Source organism: Luteimonas sp. A482, assembly GCF_054072655.1.
On record NZ_JBSVRO010000001.1, the window covers coordinates 160023 to 178770 of the forward strand.

An 18748-nucleotide genomic window follows, 5' to 3' on the forward strand; every position below is an offset into this window, starting at 1 on the left:
AAATCGCAAGATGCGTGCCGCGTCATGTCTTGACGGGGAGGGTCAGTTGTTGTTGGCAAACTCACCCGCGGTGAGAGTGCGTGAGCAGAGGCGTGGGTGCGGCCAGATCGCGGCAGGTTGCACCACATCCCGACCGTTTCGAAGACGCGAAGTCGACTGCAGGAGGAGTGTCGGTGAGTCGGCGCTGCCTGCGATCGAAATGACAATGCGGAACGAAGATGGCGATGCGGTCGGGTGACAGTCGAGGCCGGGCGACAATCGACAGCACATTGGGAGCCACTGCAAGGACAGCGCAACAGTTGCAGTGTCGCGTGTCGATGAGAGCGGCGCGATGCGCCCTGCAGACAGCGGGGTGATCGGCCTCGGCGTGGGCGATCGGGAAGCGCTGAGCGGGCCCGGCGTTCCCGGACGCAGCGTCAACCCTGCGCCGCAGGCGCCTCCGGCCTGATCGCCTCCGGACTCACCTTCTCGATCGTGTGCCGCAGTTCGCGGCCGAGGATGATCTTCGCGTCACGGGCCCAGGTTTCGAGTCGCTGCTCGAACACCAGCTTACTGTTCTGGTCGAGCTTGACCAGGCCCAGTTCGCGCAGCTTCTGGATGAAGCCGCGGAACAGGCTCTTGTCGAAGAACTCCGGCGCCGCAGGTGCGTACAGCAGGCTCAGTCGCTGCGCGGCGAGCTGGCACAGGCTCTCGAGTTCGCCGGCGCCGAGCGTGCCCGGGCCATTCTTGGCCAGCACCGAAATGGCGATGTAGTAGCGCTCGAACGCCTGCTGCAGCGGATGCCCGAGCGCGCGCAGGCGGAACACCTCGTCGGACTGGCCGGCGTTGCGCGCCAGGATGCCGCCGTCGTCGTCGCCCACGTGCTCGAGCAGGCCCTCGCGCACGAACACGTCGATCGTGCGATCGATGCGGTCGGCGAAGCCGTCCTGGTCCCAGGGCAGGAACAGCTCGCCCTGCAGGAACGGATACACCGCGCGGCCGATGCGCAGCAGGGTGTCGCGCGCCATCCGGCGGTTGTGCTGGAAGCAGCAGGCGATCCAGGCCGATGCGGTGAACAGGTGCAGCACGTTGTTGCGGAAGTAGCTCAGCAGTACCGCATCGTCCTCGCCCACGCTGAACACGTCGCCCAGCGGATGCGCGATCCGCCGCAGCACGCCGATCTCCTCGCCGTGCGCCACGATCTCGCGTGGCGAATGCGGCGTCACCGTCACCCGATCCGAGTACGGCACCTCCGCCAGCAGCGTCTTGGACAGCGCGATCTGCGCCAGCAGGTCGGCCTCGCCCATCGTGTGCTTGGGCGTGGACAGCAGCGCCAGCGCCAGCAGGTTGATCGGGTTCACGTCGGCGGCGCGGTTGATGTTGACCTGGATGCGCTGCGCGGCGGCGTCGACGGTGCGCGACAGCCAGTCTGGCTTGTCCTCGTCGTCGAGCGGCTTGCCGTCCCAGTTGGTGGCGTGCTCGGCCAGCAGTTCGGACAGCGGGATCGGCTCGCCGAAGTTCACCACCACCTGGCCGTAGTTCTGGCGCAGCACCTTGGGCACGCTCCACAGCAGCGCCCAGATCGATTCCTTTTCCTTGGGCTTGCCGGACAGCTCATCGAGGTAGCTGTTGCCTTCCATCAGCTTCTCGTAGCCGATGTACACCGGCTGGAACAGCACCGGGCGCGCGGGCTGGCGCAGGTAGGCGCGCAGGGTCATCGAAATCATGCCGCCCTTGGGTTGCAGCAGCCGGCCGGTGCGCGAGCGGCCGCCCTCGACGAAGTACTCGATCGAATAGCCGCCGGCGATCAGCTGCGCCACGTACTCGGCCAGCACCGTGGAGTACAGCGCCGAGCCGCGGATCGAGCGGCGGATGAAGAACGCGCCGCCGCGGCGCAGGATCGGCCCGATCACCGGCAGGTCGAGGTTGATGCCGGCGACGATGTGCGGCGGCACGATGCCCTTGGTGTAGAGCAGGTAGGACAGCAGCAGGTAGTCCATGTGGCTGCGGTGGCTGGGCACGTAGATGACCTCGTTGCCCGGCGCCACCGCCTTGAGGCTGTCGAGGTGGTGCACCAGCACGCCGCGGTAGATCCGGTTCCACACCGAGGTCAGCAGGAACGAGGCCGAGCGCACCACCGGGTGCGAGTAGTCGGCCGCGATCTCGTAGGCCATCGCGTGCGCCTTCTTCCACGCATCCTGCGGCGAACTGCTGTCGCGGCGGGCGTGGTCGGCGATCGCATCCTTGACCGGCTGCGAGGCCAGCACCTTGTCGACCAGCAGCCGTCGGGTCGACAGGTCCGGGCCGATCACCGCCTCGCGCAGGCGGTTGAAGTGGGTGCGCAGCACGCGCGAGAGCTTGCGCACGCTGCGTTCGGGCGGCAGGTCCTCGGCCAGCAGGTCGCGGATGCTCACCGGCGCGGCGAACTGCACCAGGGTGTCGCGGCCGTTGAGCAGGATCGCCAGCAGCCGGCGGAAGCGGCCGACGATCGCCCAGTTCTCGGAAAACAGCACCGAGAACCAGCCCGAGGCCTTGTCCGGCGAGCGGCCGACGAAGATCGACACCGGCACCAGCTGCACGTCCAGCGCGGGATCCTCGCGGTGCGCCTCGAGCAGCCGCGCCAGCGATTCGGAATGGGTCTTGGTGGGCGGCGCCTGGCCGGTGGCCAGGGCCAGCGCGGAACTGGCGTTGCGCCGCGACAGCGCCACGTAGGCGCGCTTGCGCCCGAGCGGATCGCCCGGCAGCGGTCGCAGCGGCCCCGGCATGCCCGTCTCGCGGCAGGCGCGGTCCAGGATCAGCGCGTTGGACAGGCCATAGTCTTCGAGCACGTAACAGACCAGGCGCGGGTCGAGCAGGTCCGACGGCGCCTGCGGTTCGATCTTCAGGCCGATCCACGGCTGCAGCACCCAGCCGGCCAGCTTCGCCCACCACGGCCGGCTGTTGCGCATCGCGGCCACGCGCGGCGGCAGCGGGCCGCGGTCCGGATCCGGGGACGGTCCATCGCTGCGCGGCGTGCCGCCCGCGCCGGAGGGCTGGCCGGGCTCGAAGAGGTTCGGTTGGGTCGGCATCCTGCGCATTATGCCCAAGCCCGCCGGCGTGCCCGGGTCGACCGTACCGGTCAGCGATGTCAAGGGAGGCTGAACGGATCGCGCGCCGACCGCCCCGAACTGTGACCGGATGCGGCAACGCGACACGACAGGCTTGCGCGTCTTTACGGATTGTTTACAAACGGGTCAACGCGCGAGGGGGCGCGCGGGGTGTGGATTTCCGCCGCATCACCACTCCAAGGAGAGACCGATGTTGCCCCTTCGCCATCGCCTGGGCGCTGCCGTGCGCCGTGGTCTGTTGCTGTCCGTCCTGTCCCCGGCCGCCTTCGCACAGCAGGCGCCGGCCCCCGAGCCCGACGCGGGGGCGCGCACCCTCGATACCGTCCAGGTCACCGGCTCGCGCATCCGTCGCGCCGAGCTTGAAACGCAGGTGCCGGTGCAGGTGCTGAGCCGCGAGGACATCGACCGCAGCGGTTTCAGCTCGGTGGCCGAAGTGGTGCAGAACCTCACCGCCAGCGGCGCCGCGCTCAATACCAAGTTCAATTCCTCGGGCAATTTCGGCTTCCCGCCCGATGGCGGCGGCGTGGGTGCGGGCGCGGCCACGGTCGACCTGCGCCACCTCGGCGCCAAGCGCGTGCTGGTGTTGGTCGACGGCATGCGCTGGGTCAACGAATCCTCGGCCTCGGGCGTGGGCTCGTCGGTCGATCTCAACACCATCCCGCTGTCGATCATCGAACGCATCGAGGTGCTCGAGGACGGTGCCTCGTCGATCTACGGATCGGACGCCATCGCCGGCGTGGTCAACATCATCACCCGCAAGGACGTCGAGGGCGCCAGCGTGCAGCTGCACTACGGCGACTACTTCGACCTGTCCGGCGGCGACACCTGGGGCGCTGACCTGGGCTGGGGCGGCAGCAGCGAGCGCGCGCGCTGGTTCGTCGGCGCCTCGTACTTCAAGCAGAAGGAAATCTCTTCGCTTGAATACACCCCCGCCAGCGTGCCGGTGCCGGGCACCGGCCTGTCCAACGGCAGTTCGGCCACGCCGCACGGGCGCTTCCTGTTCGAGGAGCCGGGCAGCGGCATCGTCTACGACATCACGCCCAACACCGGTGCGAGTGCGCCGGGCTACCTGCCCGGCCAGCAGGCCTGCCGCGACACCGACGGCAATCCGACCGGCGTGGTGCGCGCCGATGACTTCCACTGCTTCGGCACCGCCGACCGCTTCAACTTCGCGCCCTACAACCTGCTGCTCACGCCGTCCGAGCGCAAGTCGGTGTTCGGCCAGGTGCAGTTCGACTTCAGCCCGACCTTCGGCGGCTACGTGCGGGTGCTCTACAACGAGCGCGAGTCGGCCAACCAGGCCGCGCCCGAGCCGTTCTTCCTTGGCACCGATGCCGGCGTCTACAACGACTGGGCCGAAACCCGGCTGGTGATCTCGGCCACCAATCCCTACAACCCGTTCGGCTTCGACCTGACCACGATGGGCGCCAGCCCCAACCTGTTCCTGCTCGGGCGCCGTCCGGTCGAGGGCGGGCCGCGCCGCTTTGTGCAGGAGGTGGAAACCTGGTACGCCTCGGGCGGACTCAACGGCATGTTCGACGTCGGCGCGCGCACCTGGAACTGGGACGTCAACCTGATGCGCAGCGAAAGTACCGCGGAACAGTCCAACTACGGCAGCTACAACATCCGCCGCATCAACGAGGCGCTCAGCGGCGAGGCCGCGTGCGCGGCGATCACCGGCTGCGTTGACCTCGACGTGTTCGGCGGCCCCGGCACGATCACGCCGGCCATGCTGGCGTGGATCCAGCCGGTGGTGCGCGACCGCAGCAGCAACACCATCAGCCTGGCGTCGGCCAACGTGACCGGCGAGTGGTTCGACGGCTGGGCCGGCCCCGTGTCGTTCGCGGCAGGCCTGGAATACCGCGAGTACGAAGGCGAATACCAGCCCGACCCGCTGACCGTGGCCGGTGAGTACAACGGCGTGCCGTCGGGCCCGAGCCGTGGCGAGTACGACGTGCGCGAGGCCTACGCCGAGTTCCTGGTGCCGCTGATGAAGGACGGCTGGCTCGGCAAGAGCCTGGATCTGAGCCTGGCCGGACGCTGGTCGGACTACTCCAACTTCGGCAGTACCAACACCGGCAAGGTCGGGCTGCGCTGGCAGGTGGCCGACGAATTCCTGTTGCGTGGTTCGTTCGCCGAAGGCTTCCGCGCCCCGTCGATCGGCGAGCTCTACGGCACGCTCAGCCGCTTCGATGCGACCCTGGTCGATCCTTGCAACCGCCCGGCCGCAACCACGCCCGAATGCGTGGCCGAAGGCGTGCCTGCGGATTACGAGCAGTCCAACCCGCAGATCTCGGTGGTGACCTCGGGCAACGACCAGCTGGAGCCGGAAACCAGCCGCAGCCTGATGCTGGGCGGGGTGTGGAGCCCGTTGTTCGCCGAGGCGGCGCCGTGGTCGGACCGTCTCGACCTGGGCGTGACCTTCTATCGCCACACCATCGATGGCGCGATCCAGGCGCTGGACGCGCAGACCATCCTCAATCGCTGCATCGCCACGCGCGATCCGCTCTCGTGCGGCTTCTACGAGCGCAACGCGCGCGGCCAGATCGTCCGCTTCGACAACATCCTGGGCAACGTCGGCACGATCCGCACCGACGGCTGGGACTTCAGCGCCGACTGGCGCCTGCCCGAGCAGGCCTGGGGGCAGCTTGCGTTCGCGTGGAAGACCACCTGGGTCACCCGCTACGAGCTGGTCAACGAGGCCGGGCAGGCCGAACCGCGTGCGCCGGGCGTGCAGATCAACAACAGCGCGATCCCCAACCGCAGCTCGACCCTGTCCGCGGTCTGGCGTAGCGGCGGCTGGCAGGCGGCCTGGACGGCGCGCTACATCGACCGCCTGCGTGAATCCTGTGCCGGCGCGCGCGGCTTCGACATCTGCGACGACAGTGCGGGCGACCGCAACGATCTCGGCGCCACCACCTACCACGACGCGCAGCTGTCCTGGGGCACCGATGCGTGGGCGAAGGACCTGCGCTTGACGCTCGGGGTCAACAACGTGTTCGGCAAGGATCCGCCGATCTGCCTGAGCTGCTCGCTCAACGGCTACGACGCCTCGACCTACGACCTGCCGGGGCAGTTCTGGTACGCGCGGGTGGGCTTCGGGTTCTGAGGGAGCGGACGCACACCGGGGCCGGCTGGCCGGCTCCGGTATCCACCCCTCAGCGCAGCAAGGCCTCTTCCGGCACTTCCAGGTTGACCGACAGCGCAAGGTGGTCGGAGAACGCGGCAGGCACCGCGCGCATGCCTTCGCAGCGCAGGGTGTCGGTGACCAGGATGTGGTCGATCGCGCGCTGCGGTTTCCAGCTGGGGAAGGTGTGCACCGCGCACGCGGGCGGCTGCAGGCGGGTGACGCGGAACAGATTGCCCATTTCAGGGCAGTCGACCACGCAGTTGAAGTCGCCCATCAGCACCGCGTTGGGGAAGTCCTGCAGCAGTTCGGCAATGAAGTCGAGCTGCATCCTGCGCGACTGCGCCCCCAGCGACAGGTGCGCCACCGCCACGGTGAGCCCGCTGGGGCCGTTGCCGAAATGGCCCAGCAGCACGCCGCGGCCGCCGATGCGGCCGGGCAGGGGATGGTGCACCACCTCGACCGGCTCGAGCCGGCTGAGCAGGCCGTTGGCGCTGGAGGCGACATTGCCCACGCGCCGGTTGGGCTGGTGGGTCCAGTAGTCGAACCCGGCCTGTTCGGCCAGGTAGTGGGTCTGGTTGGTGAAGCCCGAGCGCCAGCTGCCCGGATCGCTTTCCTGCAGGCCGACAATGTCGTGCTCGCCGGCCAGGCGCGCGATCGCATCCAGCGAGGTGCGCTTGCCGACCGGCAGCACGTGCGACCAGCTGCGCGTGGCGTAGTCGCTGTAGCGCCGGGTGCTGGAGCCTGCCTGGATGTTGGCGCTGAGCAGCTTCAGCCGTTGCGTGGACATGCGTGTATGGACATCAGCCGCCGACACGCACCTGCGAGATCACGCGGTCGGTGTTCTGCAGCATTTCCTCGAAGTTGCGGCCCTTGATGCGGTAGCGGCCGTTGACGATCATCGTCGGCGTGGAGTTCGCGCCCTGCTGCGCGATGTACTGCTTGGCGCGGCCGAACTTGGCGTTCACGGTGAAGCTGGCCATGGTGCTGGCGAACTGCGCCGGATCGGCACCGAACTTCGCGTAGGCGCGGGCCAGGTCCTCGGCCGAATCGGTGCCGCGCTCGCCCTTGAGCGTGCGCTCGACGTGGATCGCCTGGAAGATGCCGTCGTGGGCCGCATCGCCGATGCCCATCGCTTCGGCCGCGTAGAAGGCGCGCACGTAGGGATCCCAGTTGCCGCCGAACGGGGCGGGCAGGTAGGTGAAGCGCACGTCGGCCGGCAGCTGCGCCTTCCAGTTGCTCACCAGCGGCTGGAACATGGCGCAGGCCGGGCACACGTAGTTGAACACCTCGACCACTTCGATCTTGCCCTCGAGCGGCTCGAACGGCTGGCCGCCGGGGATCAGGTCGTAGTGCTCGCCCTGGGTGGCAAAGGTTGCGGCCGGGGTCGCGGCGGGCTGCGGCGGTGCGGGGCTGTCGCCTTCGACCGGCACGGGCGCCTGGTCCTGGCCGGCGGCGTCTTCGCCGGTGGGGGCGGCGGACGGGTCGAGCGCGGGTTCATCGCCGACGATCTCCGCGGGCGCAGCAGTGACAGACGCGGCCGGCGCCGCAGCGGCCGCGGCGGGCTCGGACGGCTGGCAGGCGCCCAGCAGCAGCGCAAGGGCGGCAGGCGCCAGGGCAAGGCGTGTGAAGGCGCGGAAATTCATCGACGGATTCCTGGCTCGTGGTGGGGCGAAGCGTACAGCGGCGGCCGTGAGGCCGGCGGGGTCAGCGCGGAACTGCGCGTTCCATCGCGATCAGGGCATCGGTGATGCGCAGGGTGTCCTGCAGCGTCGGTCCCTGCACGCGGTACTTGCCATTGATGATGAGGGTCGGCGTCGCACGAATCCCGCCGCGGACCATGAATTCCCGTGCCGCATTCATCTTCGCGTCAGCGGCCGGCGACGTCATGGCCGCGCGCACCGCGGCCGGGTCGAGCCCCTCGGCGGCCAGGAACGACACCATTTCCTGCAGCGAGGCATCACGCGCGGGCAGGCTGCCCTGCCGGTGGATGGCGTCGAACAGGCGCGGATGCAGCTCGGCCACGCGGCCCAGTGCCTCCAGCGCGAAATGGCCGCGGGCGTAGGCATCCTGCGGCGACCAGATGGCCGGCAGGTAGTGCAGGCGCACATCCTTGCCGGCCGTGCGTTTCCAGGCGCTCAGCAGCGGCTGGAACTGGTCGCAGTGGCCGCAGCTGTAGGCGAACACCTCGACCACTTCGATCGTGCCCGGCTCCTCGCGCCAGCGCTGTCCGTCCTGGATCGGGATCCAGTACACGCCCATCCCCTCCGGCGGGGCCTGCGCGAACGCGGCCAGCGGCAGCAGCCACAGCAGGCACAGGGCAAGCAGGCGGGCGCGCATCGGGCGGCTGCGGACCGGCGCGTGGCCGGTCCCGGTGGCGGACATCAGCCCTGCGCGTCGGCGTCGGCCGCGGGCTCGACGGCCTCGGTGGGATCCGCGGCGGCAGGCTCGGCCGCCGGTGCGGGTGCGGGCGCCGGTGCCGGCGCAACCGGGCCGGCGGCCTCGATCGCGGCCAGGGTCGCGGCGTCGGGACGCTGGTGCAGGCCCTGCAGGTAGCTGGCCAGCGCCTGGATTTCCTGGTCGGTCAGCGGCGCGGCCACCTCGGCCATGATGTCGAACAGGTGGCGATCGCCCAGGCTGGTCTCGCCGGCGCGGTATTCCTGCAGGCGACGGTCCACATAGCCTGCTTCCTGCCCAGCCACCTCCGGATAGGCCGGACCGGGATTGCCGAGGCCGGCCGGGCCATGGCAAGCCATGCAGGCCGGGATGCCGCGGGCGGCGTCGCCGGACCGGTACAGCTTCTGGCCGATCTCATAGAACTTCATGCCCTCGTAGGCGCCGCCGGTGACCACGGAGTCGTCGGCGATGCCGGCGCCGGGCGACCTGGCGGCGAAGAACGCGCCCAGGTCACGCATGTCCTGCGGGCTCAGCGGAGTGGCGAACGGGATCATCACCACGGCCAGGCCGGAGTTGCGCTCACCGCTCTTGAACAGCGCCAGCTGCTGCGCGATGTAGCGCTCGCTCTGGCCGGCGATGCGCGGATAGGGCAGGCCTTCGGGCGGGTTGCCGTCCAGGCCGTGGCAGGCGGCGCAGGTGCCGGCCAGCGTGGCGCCGTTTTCCGCATCGCCGGCGTGGGTCTGCTTGAGCGCCGCCAGGGCGCTGGCGTCCAGCGAGGAGACTTCGACTGGCGGGCTTTCCTCCAGCGGCTCGACGGTGGACTGGGCGAACGCGACCGCGCCGGCCACGAGGGCGACGAGACCGGCGACACCGATGGCGCGGGCGTGGCGCATTGCAGAACTCCAGGATCATGGATCGCGACCGGGCTGCCCCGGTCGCAAGGTCCGCGATTATCGCGGTGCGCCGCGTGGACGGTCAAACCGCCGGTCGGCGGCGCCCGCGGGGCGGCGCCCGTGAGAAGCTATCCCGGCCCAGAGTTCCAGGATTCCGATGTCCAATCCATTCGCGCGCGCCAGCTACCTGCTCGCCGCTCACACCCCAGCCCAACTGCCCCCCGACGGCGGCGCCGAGGTCGCGTTCGCCGGCCGATCCAACGCCGGCAAGTCCAGCGCGCTCAACGCCCTGTGCCAGCAGAACGCGCTGGCGCGGGTGTCCAAGACCCCGGGCCGCACCCAGCAGCTGGTCTATTTCGGACTGCCGCCGCACGAGAACAAGTACCTGGTCGACCTGCCCGGCTACGGCTACGCCAAGGTGCCGCTGGCCCTGCGCGAGCACTGGCAGGCCTTCATCGACCAATGGTTCAAGGACCGGGTCGCGCTGCGCGGGCTGGTGGTGGTGATGGATATCCGCCACCCGCTCAAGGAATACGACCTGCAGATGCTCGGCTTTGCCATGCGCCGCGGGCTGCCGGCGCACGCGCTGCTGACCAAGGCTGACAAGCTCTCGCGCGGTGCTGCCGGCAATACCGTGCAGACCGTGCGCCGCCAGCTGTCGGCCAGCTATGGCGACAGCATCGGCGTGCAGGCGTTCTCGGGAGAGACCAAGGCCGGGGTCGACGAGGCGCGGGCGGTGGTCGCGGGCTGGCTGGAGCTGTAGCGCCGCAAACCTGGCACCCGCGGGCGCCGGAATACGGATGCATGGGGACGGAGGCCTGTCGCCGCCGCGGAGCAATCCCATGATCATCCGCACGACCATCGCGCTGGCAATCCTGCTCGCCGGCACGCCCGCATTGGCGGCGCCGCCGCCGGAACTGGAAGCCGAACAGGTCAACCTCGACGTCGCGGGCGGCTGGCTGGCCCTGGGCGGCTCGGTCCAGCAGCAACTGGCCCAGTCCTTCGAAGTGGTGCAGGCCGGCTACGTCAGCCACGTGATGGTGCCGATGAGCTGCCAGCCCAAGGCCGACGTGCGCGTCACCCTGGAAAAGACCACCGGCGGGATGCCCGACGGCTCGGTGCTGGCCTATGAAGAGCTGCCCGGCTACCTGTTCGACTCCGTGCCGACTCCCGCGATGGGAATGCGCATGATCGAGTTCAGCGCGCCGCCCCTGGTCGGTCCGGGGACGTATGCGGTGACGCTGCGGGTGAAGGGAAGGTACGACTGCGGGGTTGTGTCCGGTCCGCACGGCGATCCTTATCCGGCCGCCAAAGCCTGGTTCATCGCCCTGGGCAATCCGCCCGGATGGATCGAGTTGTTCGACACGGGCGGCACCCGCGACCTGGCCTTTCAGGTGTACCTGCGGCCGCTGTAGTCAGCCGGCCACGTTGAACAGCCGGCCGATCAGACCGGCCGCGACCATCGCCAGCACCCCCCAGAATGCGACCCGCAAGGCGCCGCGCAGCGCCGGGGCGCCGCCGATCCTGGCGGCGATGGTGCCCGAGATGAGCAGCCCGGCCAGGGTCGCGGTGGCGACCACCGGCTGCACCCTGGCGGGCGACGACAGCAGCGCGGCGAGCACGGGCAACGCGGCGCCGGCGCAGAACGCCAGCGCCGACGACCATGCGGCCTGCAGCGGACGTGCGCGCAGCGCTTCGGTGATCCCGAGTTCGTCGCGCGCGTGGGCGGCCAGCGCGTCGTGGCGGGTGAGCTGTTCGGCGACCGTGCGCGCCAGCGCGGGCTCGAGTCCGCGACGGCGATAGATCGCGGCGAGTTCCTCGAGTTCGGCGGCGGGTTCCTCGTGCAGTTCGCGCAATTCGACCGCGAGGTCGGCGGCTTCGGTGTCGGCCTGCGACTGCACCGAGACGTACTCGCCCGCCGCCATCGAGATCGCGCCGGCCACGGTGGCGGCCACGCCGGTGACCAGCACTGTTTCGTGCGGGGCGCCGGCAGCGGCGATGCCCACCACCACGCCCGACACCGACACGATGCCGTCGTTGGCGCCAAGCACCGCCGCGCGCAGCCAGCCGACGCGGTGGCTGCGGTGGCGTTCGGGATGGCGGCTGGTCATCGCGCTGCTCGCTCGTATCGTTGCCGGCATTGTGGAACACCGCGCCGGGCGAGGCCGGAATGCGAAGCGCATGCATCCGCATGCGCGTCGCTGCGCAGCTTCGGTCCAGCTCGATGATCAGTGGCGCCGAGCGAGCCGACGAAGCCGCGCATCGCGCGCACCGGTGGCGCCCCTGCGTTCCAGTGCCGGAATGCCATGCCGGCTCGCGCCGCTCCATAATGCCGCTCGCGAATGCCGGCACGCCCGGGCTCGCGCCCACAGCCAGAGCGATCCGCATGTCGAGTCCCAGCCACACCGGCGATACCCCGATCACCCATCGCGACCAGCTGGTCGCGGTGCTGGCATCCGGCGAAAAGCCGCTGGCCGACTGGCGCATCGGCACCGAACACGAAAAGTTCGGCTTCCGCCTGGATGACCTGCGCCCGCCGGAATTCGACGGCGAACGCGGCATCGAGGCGCTGCTGCGGGGGCTGACCCGCTTCGGCTGGGAACCCGTGGACGAGCACGGCAGGATCATCGCGCTGTACAAGGACCGCGCCTCGGTCTCGCTCGAACCTGCCGGCCAGCTGGAGCTGTCGGGCGCGCCGCTGGAGGACATCCACCAGACCTGCCGCGAGGTGCGCAGCCACCTGCACGAGGTCAAGACCGTGGCTGACGAACTGCGGCTGGGCTTCCTCGGCATGGGGTTCCAGCCCAAGTGGCGGCGCGATGACATGCCGTGGATGCCCAAGGGCCGCTACCGGATCATGCGCGACTACATGCCCAAGGTCGGCAACCTGGGCCTGGACATGATGACCCGCACCTGCACGGTCCAGGTCAACCTGGACTACGGCACCGAAGCGGACATGGTGAAGAAGTTCCGCGTCTCGCTGGCGCTGCAGCCGATCGCCACGGCGCTGTTCGCCGATTCGCCGTTCACCGAGGGCAAGCCCAACGGATTCCTGAGCTACCGCTCGCACATCTGGACCGATACCGATCCCGACCGCACCGGCATGCTCGACTTCGTGTTCGAGGATGGCTTCGGCTACGAGCGCTACGTCGACTACATGCTCGAAGTGCCGATGTACTTCTCTTACCGGGATGGCGTCTACGTCGATGCGGCCGGCAAGTCCTTCCGCGACTTCATGACCGGCAGGCTGGACGTGTTGCCGGGCGCGCTGCCGACCATGCGCGACTGGAACGACCACATGACCACCGCCTTCCCGGAAGTGCGGCTGAAGACATTCCTGGAGATGCGCGGCGCCGACGGCGGGCCATGGAACCGGCTGTGCGCGCTGCCGGCGTTCTGGGTCGGGCTGCTGTACGACGATGCCGCGCTCGACGCGGCCTGGGACCTGGTCAAGGACTTCACGCGCGAGGAGCGCCACGCGCTGCGCGACGGCGTGCCGCGCCACGCGCTGAACCTGCCGTTCCGCGGCGGCAGCGTGCGTGAGTTGGCGCGCCAGGCCTTGCGCATTGCCGTCGGCGGCCTGGCCCGTCGCGCGCGCCACAACGAGCGCGGCGAGGACGAGCGCGACTTCCTGTCGCCGCTGTTGGAATTGGTCGAGGCCGGGCAGACGCCGGCCGAGCACAAGCTGGCGCTGTTCCATGGTGAATGGAACGGCGATATCGACCGCGTGTTCCGCGACTTCGCGTACTGAGGGGCTGGCGGGTCGCGGTTTGGGTTGTTCTTCGGTTTGGCGGGCGGTCGCCGGGTGTCTTGGCAGGCCTGGACGTCGTGGGCGCGTCGTTGCCGTTCGCGGCTGAAGCCGCTCCTACGGGATGTTGGTCTGCGTAGGGCGGCTTGAGCCGCGATCGACCACAGGATGTCGGTCTGCGTAGCAGCGGCTTCAGCCGCGAACGGACCACAGGATGTCGCTCCCGTAGGAGCGGCTTCAGCCGCGATCGAACGCCACGCCGCCACGCCGCCCCAGAAGCACCCTTCGATCAATCACGCCGACACAGGCCACGCCGTCCCCACCGGCCCTCACGCAAGAAAGCCCCCGCAGCAAGGTCGCCCGCCGCCTCGCCTGTCGGTTGCCGTCGCAACGGTTGCTGCACTGCGGTACGCATTCCGTTAGTGTTTCGCCGATGAATATTCCAGACGGCCCGCTGCGCGACCAACTCGAGTTCGCCGAAACCGACGTCCTGCTGCGCGACGACGTGCGGCGGCTGGGTGCACTGGTCGGCGAAGTGCTGGCCGAGCAGGGCTCGCCAACGCTGCTGGCCGAGGTCGAAGGCATCCGCCGCGCCGCCATCGCGCGCCGCGAGCAGGGCCTGCCGGTCGATGCGCTGGCCGCGGAGATGGCCAAGGTGCTGCCGGCCGATGCCGAGGCCGTGGTGCGCGCGTTCTCCACCTATTTCGGCGCGATCAACCTGGCCGAGCGCGTGCACCGCATCCGCCGCCGCCGCGACTACGAGCGCATCAGCGAGCTGCCGCAGCCTGGTGGTTTCGAAGCGGTGCTGCGCGACCTGCGCGAGGACGGCGTGACCTTCGAGGAGCTCGAGGCGACGCTGCCGCGGCTGTGGGTCGAGCCTGTGTTCACCGCGCATCCCACCGAGGCGGTGCGGCGGGTGATGCTGGAGAAGGAGCGCGACATCGTCGAGCGCCTGGTCGAGGACATCGACCGCACGCGCACCCCGGTCGAGCGCAGCGCCGACATCGAACGCATCCGCGTCGCGCTCACCGCCGGCTGGCAGACCAGCGACACGCCCGCGCACAAGCCCACCGTGGCCGACGAGGTCGAGCACGTCGGCTACTACCTGGCGCACATGCTCTACCGCATCGTGCCGGTGTACTACGAGGCCTTCGCCGATGCGGTGGAGGCGGTGTACGGGCGGCGCATCTCGCTGCCGCAGGTGCTGCGCTTTGGCACCTGGGTCGGCGGCGACATGGACGGCAACCCCAACGTCAATGCCGACACCGTGCGCGCCGCGCTGGACGCGCAGCGCGCGCAGGCGATCGACCGCTACCGCTCGGACCTGCGCGGTTTGAGCAACCTGCTTACCCAGTCGCTGGGCCGCGTCGACGTCGATGCCGCGGTGACCGCGCGCGCAGACGAATACGTCGCGCTGCTGCCGCAGGCCGCGAAGAGGCTGCGCCCGCGCCTGGCCGACATGCCGTACCGGCGCCTGCTGGACCTGATGAAGGCGCGGCTGTCGATCACCGCCGAATCCAGCGCCAAGGGCTACGCGGGCGCGGACGAGTTCATCGCCGACCTCGAGCTGATCGACGCCAGCCTGCTGCGGCACGGCGGCGAATATGCCGGCCGCTTCACCCTGCAGCGCGTGCTGTGGCGCGCGCGCACCTTCGGTTTCCACCTGGCCGCGCTCGACCTGCGCCAGGATTCGGCCGTGCACGACGCCGCGCTCGCGGACCTGCTTGGCGACGAAGGCTGGGCCGCGCGCGAGGCCGACGACCGGACCTCGCGGCTGCAGGCGCTGCAGGCCGATCCACCGTCGGCGCCGGACGCGCCTGGCGACGTGCTCGCCTCGACCCTGGAAGTGTTCCGTACCGTGCTCGAGCTGCGTCGCACGCACGGCGTGGCCGCCATCGGCCTGTACATCATCAGCATGAGCCGCAGCGCCGCCGACGCACTCGCCGTGCTGGCGCTGGCGCGCGTGGCCGGCTGCGTCGAATCGGGCGCGGTGCCGCTGGACATCTCGCCGCTGTTTGAAACCGTCGACGACCTGCAGGCCGCGTCGGCGGTGATGCGCTCTCTGTTCGAGGACCCGGCCTACCGCGCCCACCTGGCCGCGCGCGGCAACGAGCAGACGGTGATGCTCGGCTATTCCGACAGCGCCAAGGATGGTGGCCTGTTCGCTTCGCGCTGGGCGCTGCAGCGCACCCAGGTGGAGCTGACCGAGCTGGCCAACCAGCATGGCGTGCGCATCATGTTCTTCCACGGCCGCGGCGGTTCGGTGAGCCGCGGCGGTGGCAAGACCGAGCGCGCGATCATGGCCGCGCCGCGCGGTTCGGTGAACGGATCGATGCGCGTCACCGAGCAGGGCGAGGTGATCCACCGCAAGTACGGCATCCGCGCGCTGGCGCTGCGCCACCTCGAGCAGACCACCGGCGCGGTGTTGCGCGCGACCCTGCGCCCGCGTCCGCGCGATCCGCGCGAGGACAGCTGGAAGGAGATCGCCAAGGTCCTGGCCGAGACCTCGCGCGCGCACTACCGCGCGCTGGTGCACGAGCATCCGGATTTCCCCGACTACTTCCGCGCCGCCACTCCGGTGGACGTGATCGAGCGCCTGCAGATCGGCTCGCGTCCCTCGCGCCGGCGCGAGGGCGGCATCGACAACCTGCGCGCGATCCCCTGGGTATTCGCCTGGTCGCAGAACCGCTCCGGCCTCACCGGCTGGTACGGCATCGGCCACGCCCTGCGCCACGGCGTGCAGCGCTACGGCCAGGACGCGATGACCGAGATGGCGCGCGACTGGCCGTTCTTCGCCGCCATGCTCGATGACGTCGAGATGCTGCTGGCCAAGTCCGACCTCGCCATCTTCGAGCGCTACTCGCAGCTCGCCGGCCCGCTGCATGAGGTGTTCCATCCGGGCATCGCCGAGGAGTTCCTGCGCACCTGCGACGCGATCCTGATGCTCAAGCAGCGCGACGCGATTCTTGCCGACGACTACCGCCTGCGCCTGTCGATCCGCCTGCGCAACCCATACGTCGATCCGCTGAGCCTGCTGCAGGTGGAACTGCTGCAGCGCTGGCGCGAAGGCGGCCGCGAGGACGAGGACCTGCTGCGCGGACTGGTGTCGACGGTGAACGGGATTTCGGCGGGGATCCAGAACACAGGTTGACGCTTGCCCGGGTGGCAAGCGGCTGGATCACGCCTGCGGCAGGGGTCGTCCCGGGCCGGGAGTTGCTCCCCGGCTCGGTAAGCCCGCTGCGCGGTCCGGCCCGGCGCAGCGCGCCGGGCGTTCGCACGGACGCGCGGCAGTGCCGCGCATGCGTCCGTGCTCACCCATGGCTGACTCGCCGCCGCAGCGCATCCATGCGCTGCTTTCCGCAACCCCCGGCCCGGAACGACTATCGCCCAGTCACCGATTTGGTTTCGAAACGGATGACCATCGAAGCATCTCGCCAGATCGATGCGGGGCGGCTGCAGGCACGTCGGCGCGCGGCGAGCGGCGAAGGGGCGTATCGTCGCCGGTCTGCCCGTCCGGATGCGCCGCCATGAGCACCAGCGAACTCGTGTTCCACACAAACCCGATGTCACGCGGCCGGATCGTGCGCTGGATGCTGGAAGAGCTCGGCGTCGAATACCGCACCGTGGTGCAGGAGTACGCCAAGAGCATGAAGTCGCCGGAGTACCTGGCCATCAACCCGATGGGCAAGGTGCCGGCGCTGCAGCATCGCGGCATGGTGGTCACCGAGGCGGCCGCGATCTGCGCCTACCTCGCCGACGCCTTCCCGCAGGCGGGGCTGGCGCCCGCTCTGGACGACCCGCTGCGCGGCACCTACTACCGCTGGCTGTTCTTCGCGGCCGGCCCGGTGGAGGCCGCGGTCACCGCCAAGGCCATGGGCATCCTGGCGCCGCCTGAGAAGGCTGCCATGGCCGGCTACGGCAGCTTCGAGCAGACCGTGGACACGCTGGAACAGGCCGCCGCCTCGGCCTCGCCCTGGCTGCTGGGCGAGCGCTTCAGCGCCGCTGACGTCTACGTCGGCAGCCAGGTCGATTTCGGCCTGGCCTTCAAGTCGATCCCGGAACGTCCCGCATTCACCGCCTGGGCCGAGCGCCTGCGCGCCCGAGAGGCATACCGGCGCGCCAAAGCGCTGGACGACGCGCTGCTGCCGGCGCGCGGCTGAGATTCGTCTGTCCCGGCGAAGCGTCGCCATGCCCGGGCTCGAGGCAACGCTGAAAAGGTCCGGAGCGCGCTCCCCGTGTCCGAGCCATTGGCTGGTCATCCATCTTGACCTGGTTGCCGCACCAGCTGCCGCCGCTAGAAAAACACGCCGATCGGCGCGGATGTTTGAAGCCTGATTCACAGCGCCCGCGCACGATCCACGTCCCCGACCCCGGAGACGCGCCATGAAACCTATCCTCGCGACGCTGCTGGTCCTTGCGGCCGCCGTCCCCCTGGCAGCCTCCGCGGCCCCCGCTGACAAGGTCCTCATCGTGGTCAGCGGCGAAGGCCGCGACGGCGGCAAGACCCGCCCCGGCTACGAGTTCGATGAACTGTCCCAGGCCTGGCTGGTGTTCAAGGCCAACGGACTCGACGTCGAGGTCGCCAGCCCGCGCGGCGGCGCCGTCGAAGCCGACAGGTACAACGCCGACGAACCGTTCAATGCCGCGCTGCTGGCCGACGACGCAGCCATGCGCACGCTGGCCGATACCCGCGCTACCGCCGACCTCGACGCAGGCGATTACGCCGCGGTCTACGTGGTCGGCGGCAAGGGCGCGATGTTCGACCTGCCGAAGGATCCTGCACTGCGCCAGCTGCTGGCCGATGCCTGGGAGGGTGGCGCGGTTGTCGCTGCGGTCTGCCATGGCCCGGCGGCATTGGCAGACGTGCGCCTCGCCGATGGCTCGCTGCTGGTGGACGGGCGCGCGATGACCGGCTTCAGCAACGAGGAAGAGACGGTTTTCGGCAAGAAGTGGGGAAAGGAGTTCCCGTGGCTGCTCGAGACCGCACTGCGCGAGCGCGGTGCGCGCTGGAGCAACGCGCCCCTGATGATGCCGCACCTGGTGGTCGACGGCCGCCTTGTGACCGGCCAGAACCCGTACTCCACCACCGCGGTGGCCGAAGCCGTGGTCCGCGGCACCGGGCGCACGCCGGTGCAGCGCGTGCCGTGGCGGGACGAGGCGACCATGGCGCTGGCCGAACGGCTGCATGCCGGCGATGCCGCCGGCGCGGCGCGGTCGCTCGCCGAGGCTCCAGGCGAATACAACGTCGAACTGCTCGGGGCGCTGGGCCACTACCAGGGCATGGTCGCCACGACCCCGCAGGCCCGGACCAGGGCCCTGCAGGTGATCGAGCTTGCGATGCCGTACTTCCAGAACCCGGAGATGCAGCTCTCCGCCGCCGCGCTGCACATGAAACTCGGACAGACCGCGCAGGCCCGGGCCCTGGTGCTGCAGGCACTGGAGGCCAAGCCGGGCATGGAGCAGGCTGAGGCCCTCCTGCGGCAGATTGATGGTTGAG

The 18748-nt window shown here is 69.8% G+C and carries 13 protein-coding genes; 7 read left to right on the forward strand and 6 right to left on the reverse strand.

The genetic code is table 11. The annotated features are described in order from the left end of the window. Positions 1–416: 416 nt before the first annotated feature. On the reverse strand, positions 417–3056 hold the full coding sequence (gene plsB / locus ACW5DW_RS00715) for a glycerol-3-phosphate 1-O-acyltransferase PlsB (RefSeq protein WP_457016638.1): 2640 nt from the start codon (positions 3054–3056) through the stop codon (positions 417–419). A 220-nt stretch (positions 3057–3276) separates the two neighbouring features. On the opposite strand from plsB, the gene ACW5DW_RS00720 reads away from it, so the two are divergent. Continuing rightward, the gene (locus ACW5DW_RS00720; RefSeq protein ID WP_457016639.1) at positions 3277–6195 is read left to right on the forward strand and encodes a TonB-dependent receptor plug domain-containing protein; all 2919 of its coding nucleotides are present in this window, start codon (positions 3277–3279) and stop codon (positions 6193–6195) included. Between the two features lie 49 nt (positions 6196–6244). On the opposite strand, the gene ACW5DW_RS00725 is transcribed toward ACW5DW_RS00720, so the two are convergent. The 4 genes from ACW5DW_RS00725 to ACW5DW_RS00740 form a co-directional block, all read right to left on the reverse strand. Next, positions 6245–6982, reverse strand: a complete 738-nt coding sequence (locus ACW5DW_RS00725) for an endonuclease/exonuclease/phosphatase family protein (protein WP_457018366.1) — start codon at positions 6980–6982, stop codon at positions 6245–6247. A gap of 34 nt (positions 6983–7016) precedes the next feature. Continuing rightward, the gene (locus ACW5DW_RS00730) at positions 7017–7859 is read right to left on the reverse strand and encodes a thiol:disulfide interchange protein DsbA/DsbL (RefSeq protein WP_457016641.1); all 843 of its coding nucleotides are present in this window, start codon (positions 7857–7859) and stop codon (positions 7017–7019) included. Between the two features lie 61 nt (positions 7860–7920). Next, positions 7921–8598 (reverse strand): thiol:disulfide interchange protein DsbA/DsbL, encoded by a 678-nt coding sequence (locus ACW5DW_RS00735; protein WP_457016643.1) that lies wholly within the window; start codon positions 8596–8598, stop codon positions 7921–7923. Beyond that, positions 8598–9503 (reverse strand): c-type cytochrome, encoded by a 906-nt coding sequence (locus ACW5DW_RS00740; RefSeq protein WP_457016644.1) that lies wholly within the window; start codon positions 9501–9503, stop codon positions 8598–8600. Before ACW5DW_RS00740 ends, ACW5DW_RS00735 begins: the two co-directional genes overlap by 1 nt. 157 nt (positions 9504–9660) lie before the next feature. Here ACW5DW_RS00740 and yihA point away from each other — a divergent pair, with 157 nt between their 5' ends. Next, a complete protein-coding gene (gene yihA, locus ACW5DW_RS00745; RefSeq protein ID WP_457016646.1) occupies positions 9661–10266 on the forward strand; it encodes a ribosome biogenesis GTP-binding protein YihA/YsxC in 606 nt (201 codons plus the stop codon). 79 nt (positions 10267–10345) lie between these two features. Next, entirely contained in the window at positions 10346–10918 is a 573-nt protein-coding gene (locus ACW5DW_RS00750; protein WP_457016647.1) for a hypothetical protein, read from the forward strand. Here the strand turns inward: ACW5DW_RS00750 and ACW5DW_RS00755 are convergent, their stop codons facing one another. Continuing rightward, complete coding sequence (locus tag ACW5DW_RS00755) at positions 10919–11614, reverse strand: VIT1/CCC1 transporter family protein (RefSeq protein ID WP_457016648.1); 696 nt, start codon at positions 11612–11614, stop codon at positions 10919–10921. Between the two features lie 275 nt (positions 11615–11889). Here ACW5DW_RS00755 and ACW5DW_RS00760 point away from each other — a divergent pair, with 275 nt between their 5' ends. The 4 genes from ACW5DW_RS00760 to ACW5DW_RS00775 all read left to right on the forward strand — a co-directional run bounded on the left by ACW5DW_RS00760 (position 11890) and on the right by ACW5DW_RS00775 (position 18747). Then, positions 11890–13254, forward strand: coding sequence for a glutamate--cysteine ligase (locus tag ACW5DW_RS00760; RefSeq protein ID WP_457016650.1), 1365 nt, complete (start codon positions 11890–11892; stop codon positions 13252–13254). 430 nt (positions 13255–13684) lie between these two features. Then, entirely contained in the window at positions 13685–16402 is a 2718-nt protein-coding gene (ppc, locus tag ACW5DW_RS00765; RefSeq protein ID WP_457016652.1) for a phosphoenolpyruvate carboxylase, read from the forward strand. A 376-nt stretch (positions 16403–16778) separates the two neighbouring features. Beyond that, complete coding sequence (locus ACW5DW_RS00770; protein WP_457016654.1) at positions 16779–17411, forward strand: glutathione S-transferase family protein; 633 nt, start codon at positions 16779–16781, stop codon at positions 17409–17411. A 223-nt stretch (positions 17412–17634) separates the two neighbouring features. Then, a complete protein-coding gene (locus ACW5DW_RS00775) occupies positions 17635–18747 on the forward strand; it encodes a type 1 glutamine amidotransferase domain-containing protein (RefSeq protein ID WP_457016655.1) in 1113 nt (370 codons plus the stop codon). The last annotated feature ends 1 nt before the right edge of the window (position 18748 follow it).

Bases quoted from the DNA above. Each gene is read 5' to 3' on its own strand.
- plsB (WP_457016638.1), bottom strand. From the start codon at position 3,056: ATGCGCAGGATGCCGACCCAACCGAACCTCTTCGAGCCCGGCCAGCCC.
- ACW5DW_RS00720 (WP_457016639.1), top strand. From the start codon at position 3,277: ATGTTGCCCCTTCGCCATCGCCTGGGCGCTGCCGTGCGCCGTGGTCTG.
- ACW5DW_RS00730 (WP_457016641.1), bottom strand. From the start codon at position 7,859: ATGAATTTCCGCGCCTTCACACGCCTTGCCCTGGCGCCTGCCGCCCTT.
- ACW5DW_RS00735 (WP_457016643.1), bottom strand. From the start codon at position 8,598: ATGTCCGCCACCGGGACCGGCCACGCGCCGGTCCGCAGCCGCCCGATG.
- ACW5DW_RS00740 (WP_457016644.1), bottom strand. From the start codon at position 9,503: ATGCGCCACGCCCGCGCCATCGGTGTCGCCGGTCTCGTCGCCCTCGTG.
- yihA (WP_457016646.1), top strand. From the start codon at position 9,661: ATGTCCAATCCATTCGCGCGCGCCAGCTACCTGCTCGCCGCTCACACC.
- ACW5DW_RS00750 (WP_457016647.1), top strand. From the start codon at position 10,346: ATGATCATCCGCACGACCATCGCGCTGGCAATCCTGCTCGCCGGCACG.
- ACW5DW_RS00755 (WP_457016648.1), bottom strand. From the start codon at position 11,614: ATGACCAGCCGCCATCCCGAACGCCACCGCAGCCACCGCGTCGGCTGG.
- ACW5DW_RS00760 (WP_457016650.1), top strand. From the start codon at position 11,890: ATGTCGAGTCCCAGCCACACCGGCGATACCCCGATCACCCATCGCGAC.
- ppc (WP_457016652.1), top strand. From the start codon at position 13,685: ATGAATATTCCAGACGGCCCGCTGCGCGACCAACTCGAGTTCGCCGAA.
- ACW5DW_RS00770 (WP_457016654.1), top strand. From the start codon at position 16,779: ATGAGCACCAGCGAACTCGTGTTCCACACAAACCCGATGTCACGCGGC.
- ACW5DW_RS00775 (WP_457016655.1), top strand. From the start codon at position 17,635: ATGAAACCTATCCTCGCGACGCTGCTGGTCCTTGCGGCCGCCGTCCCC.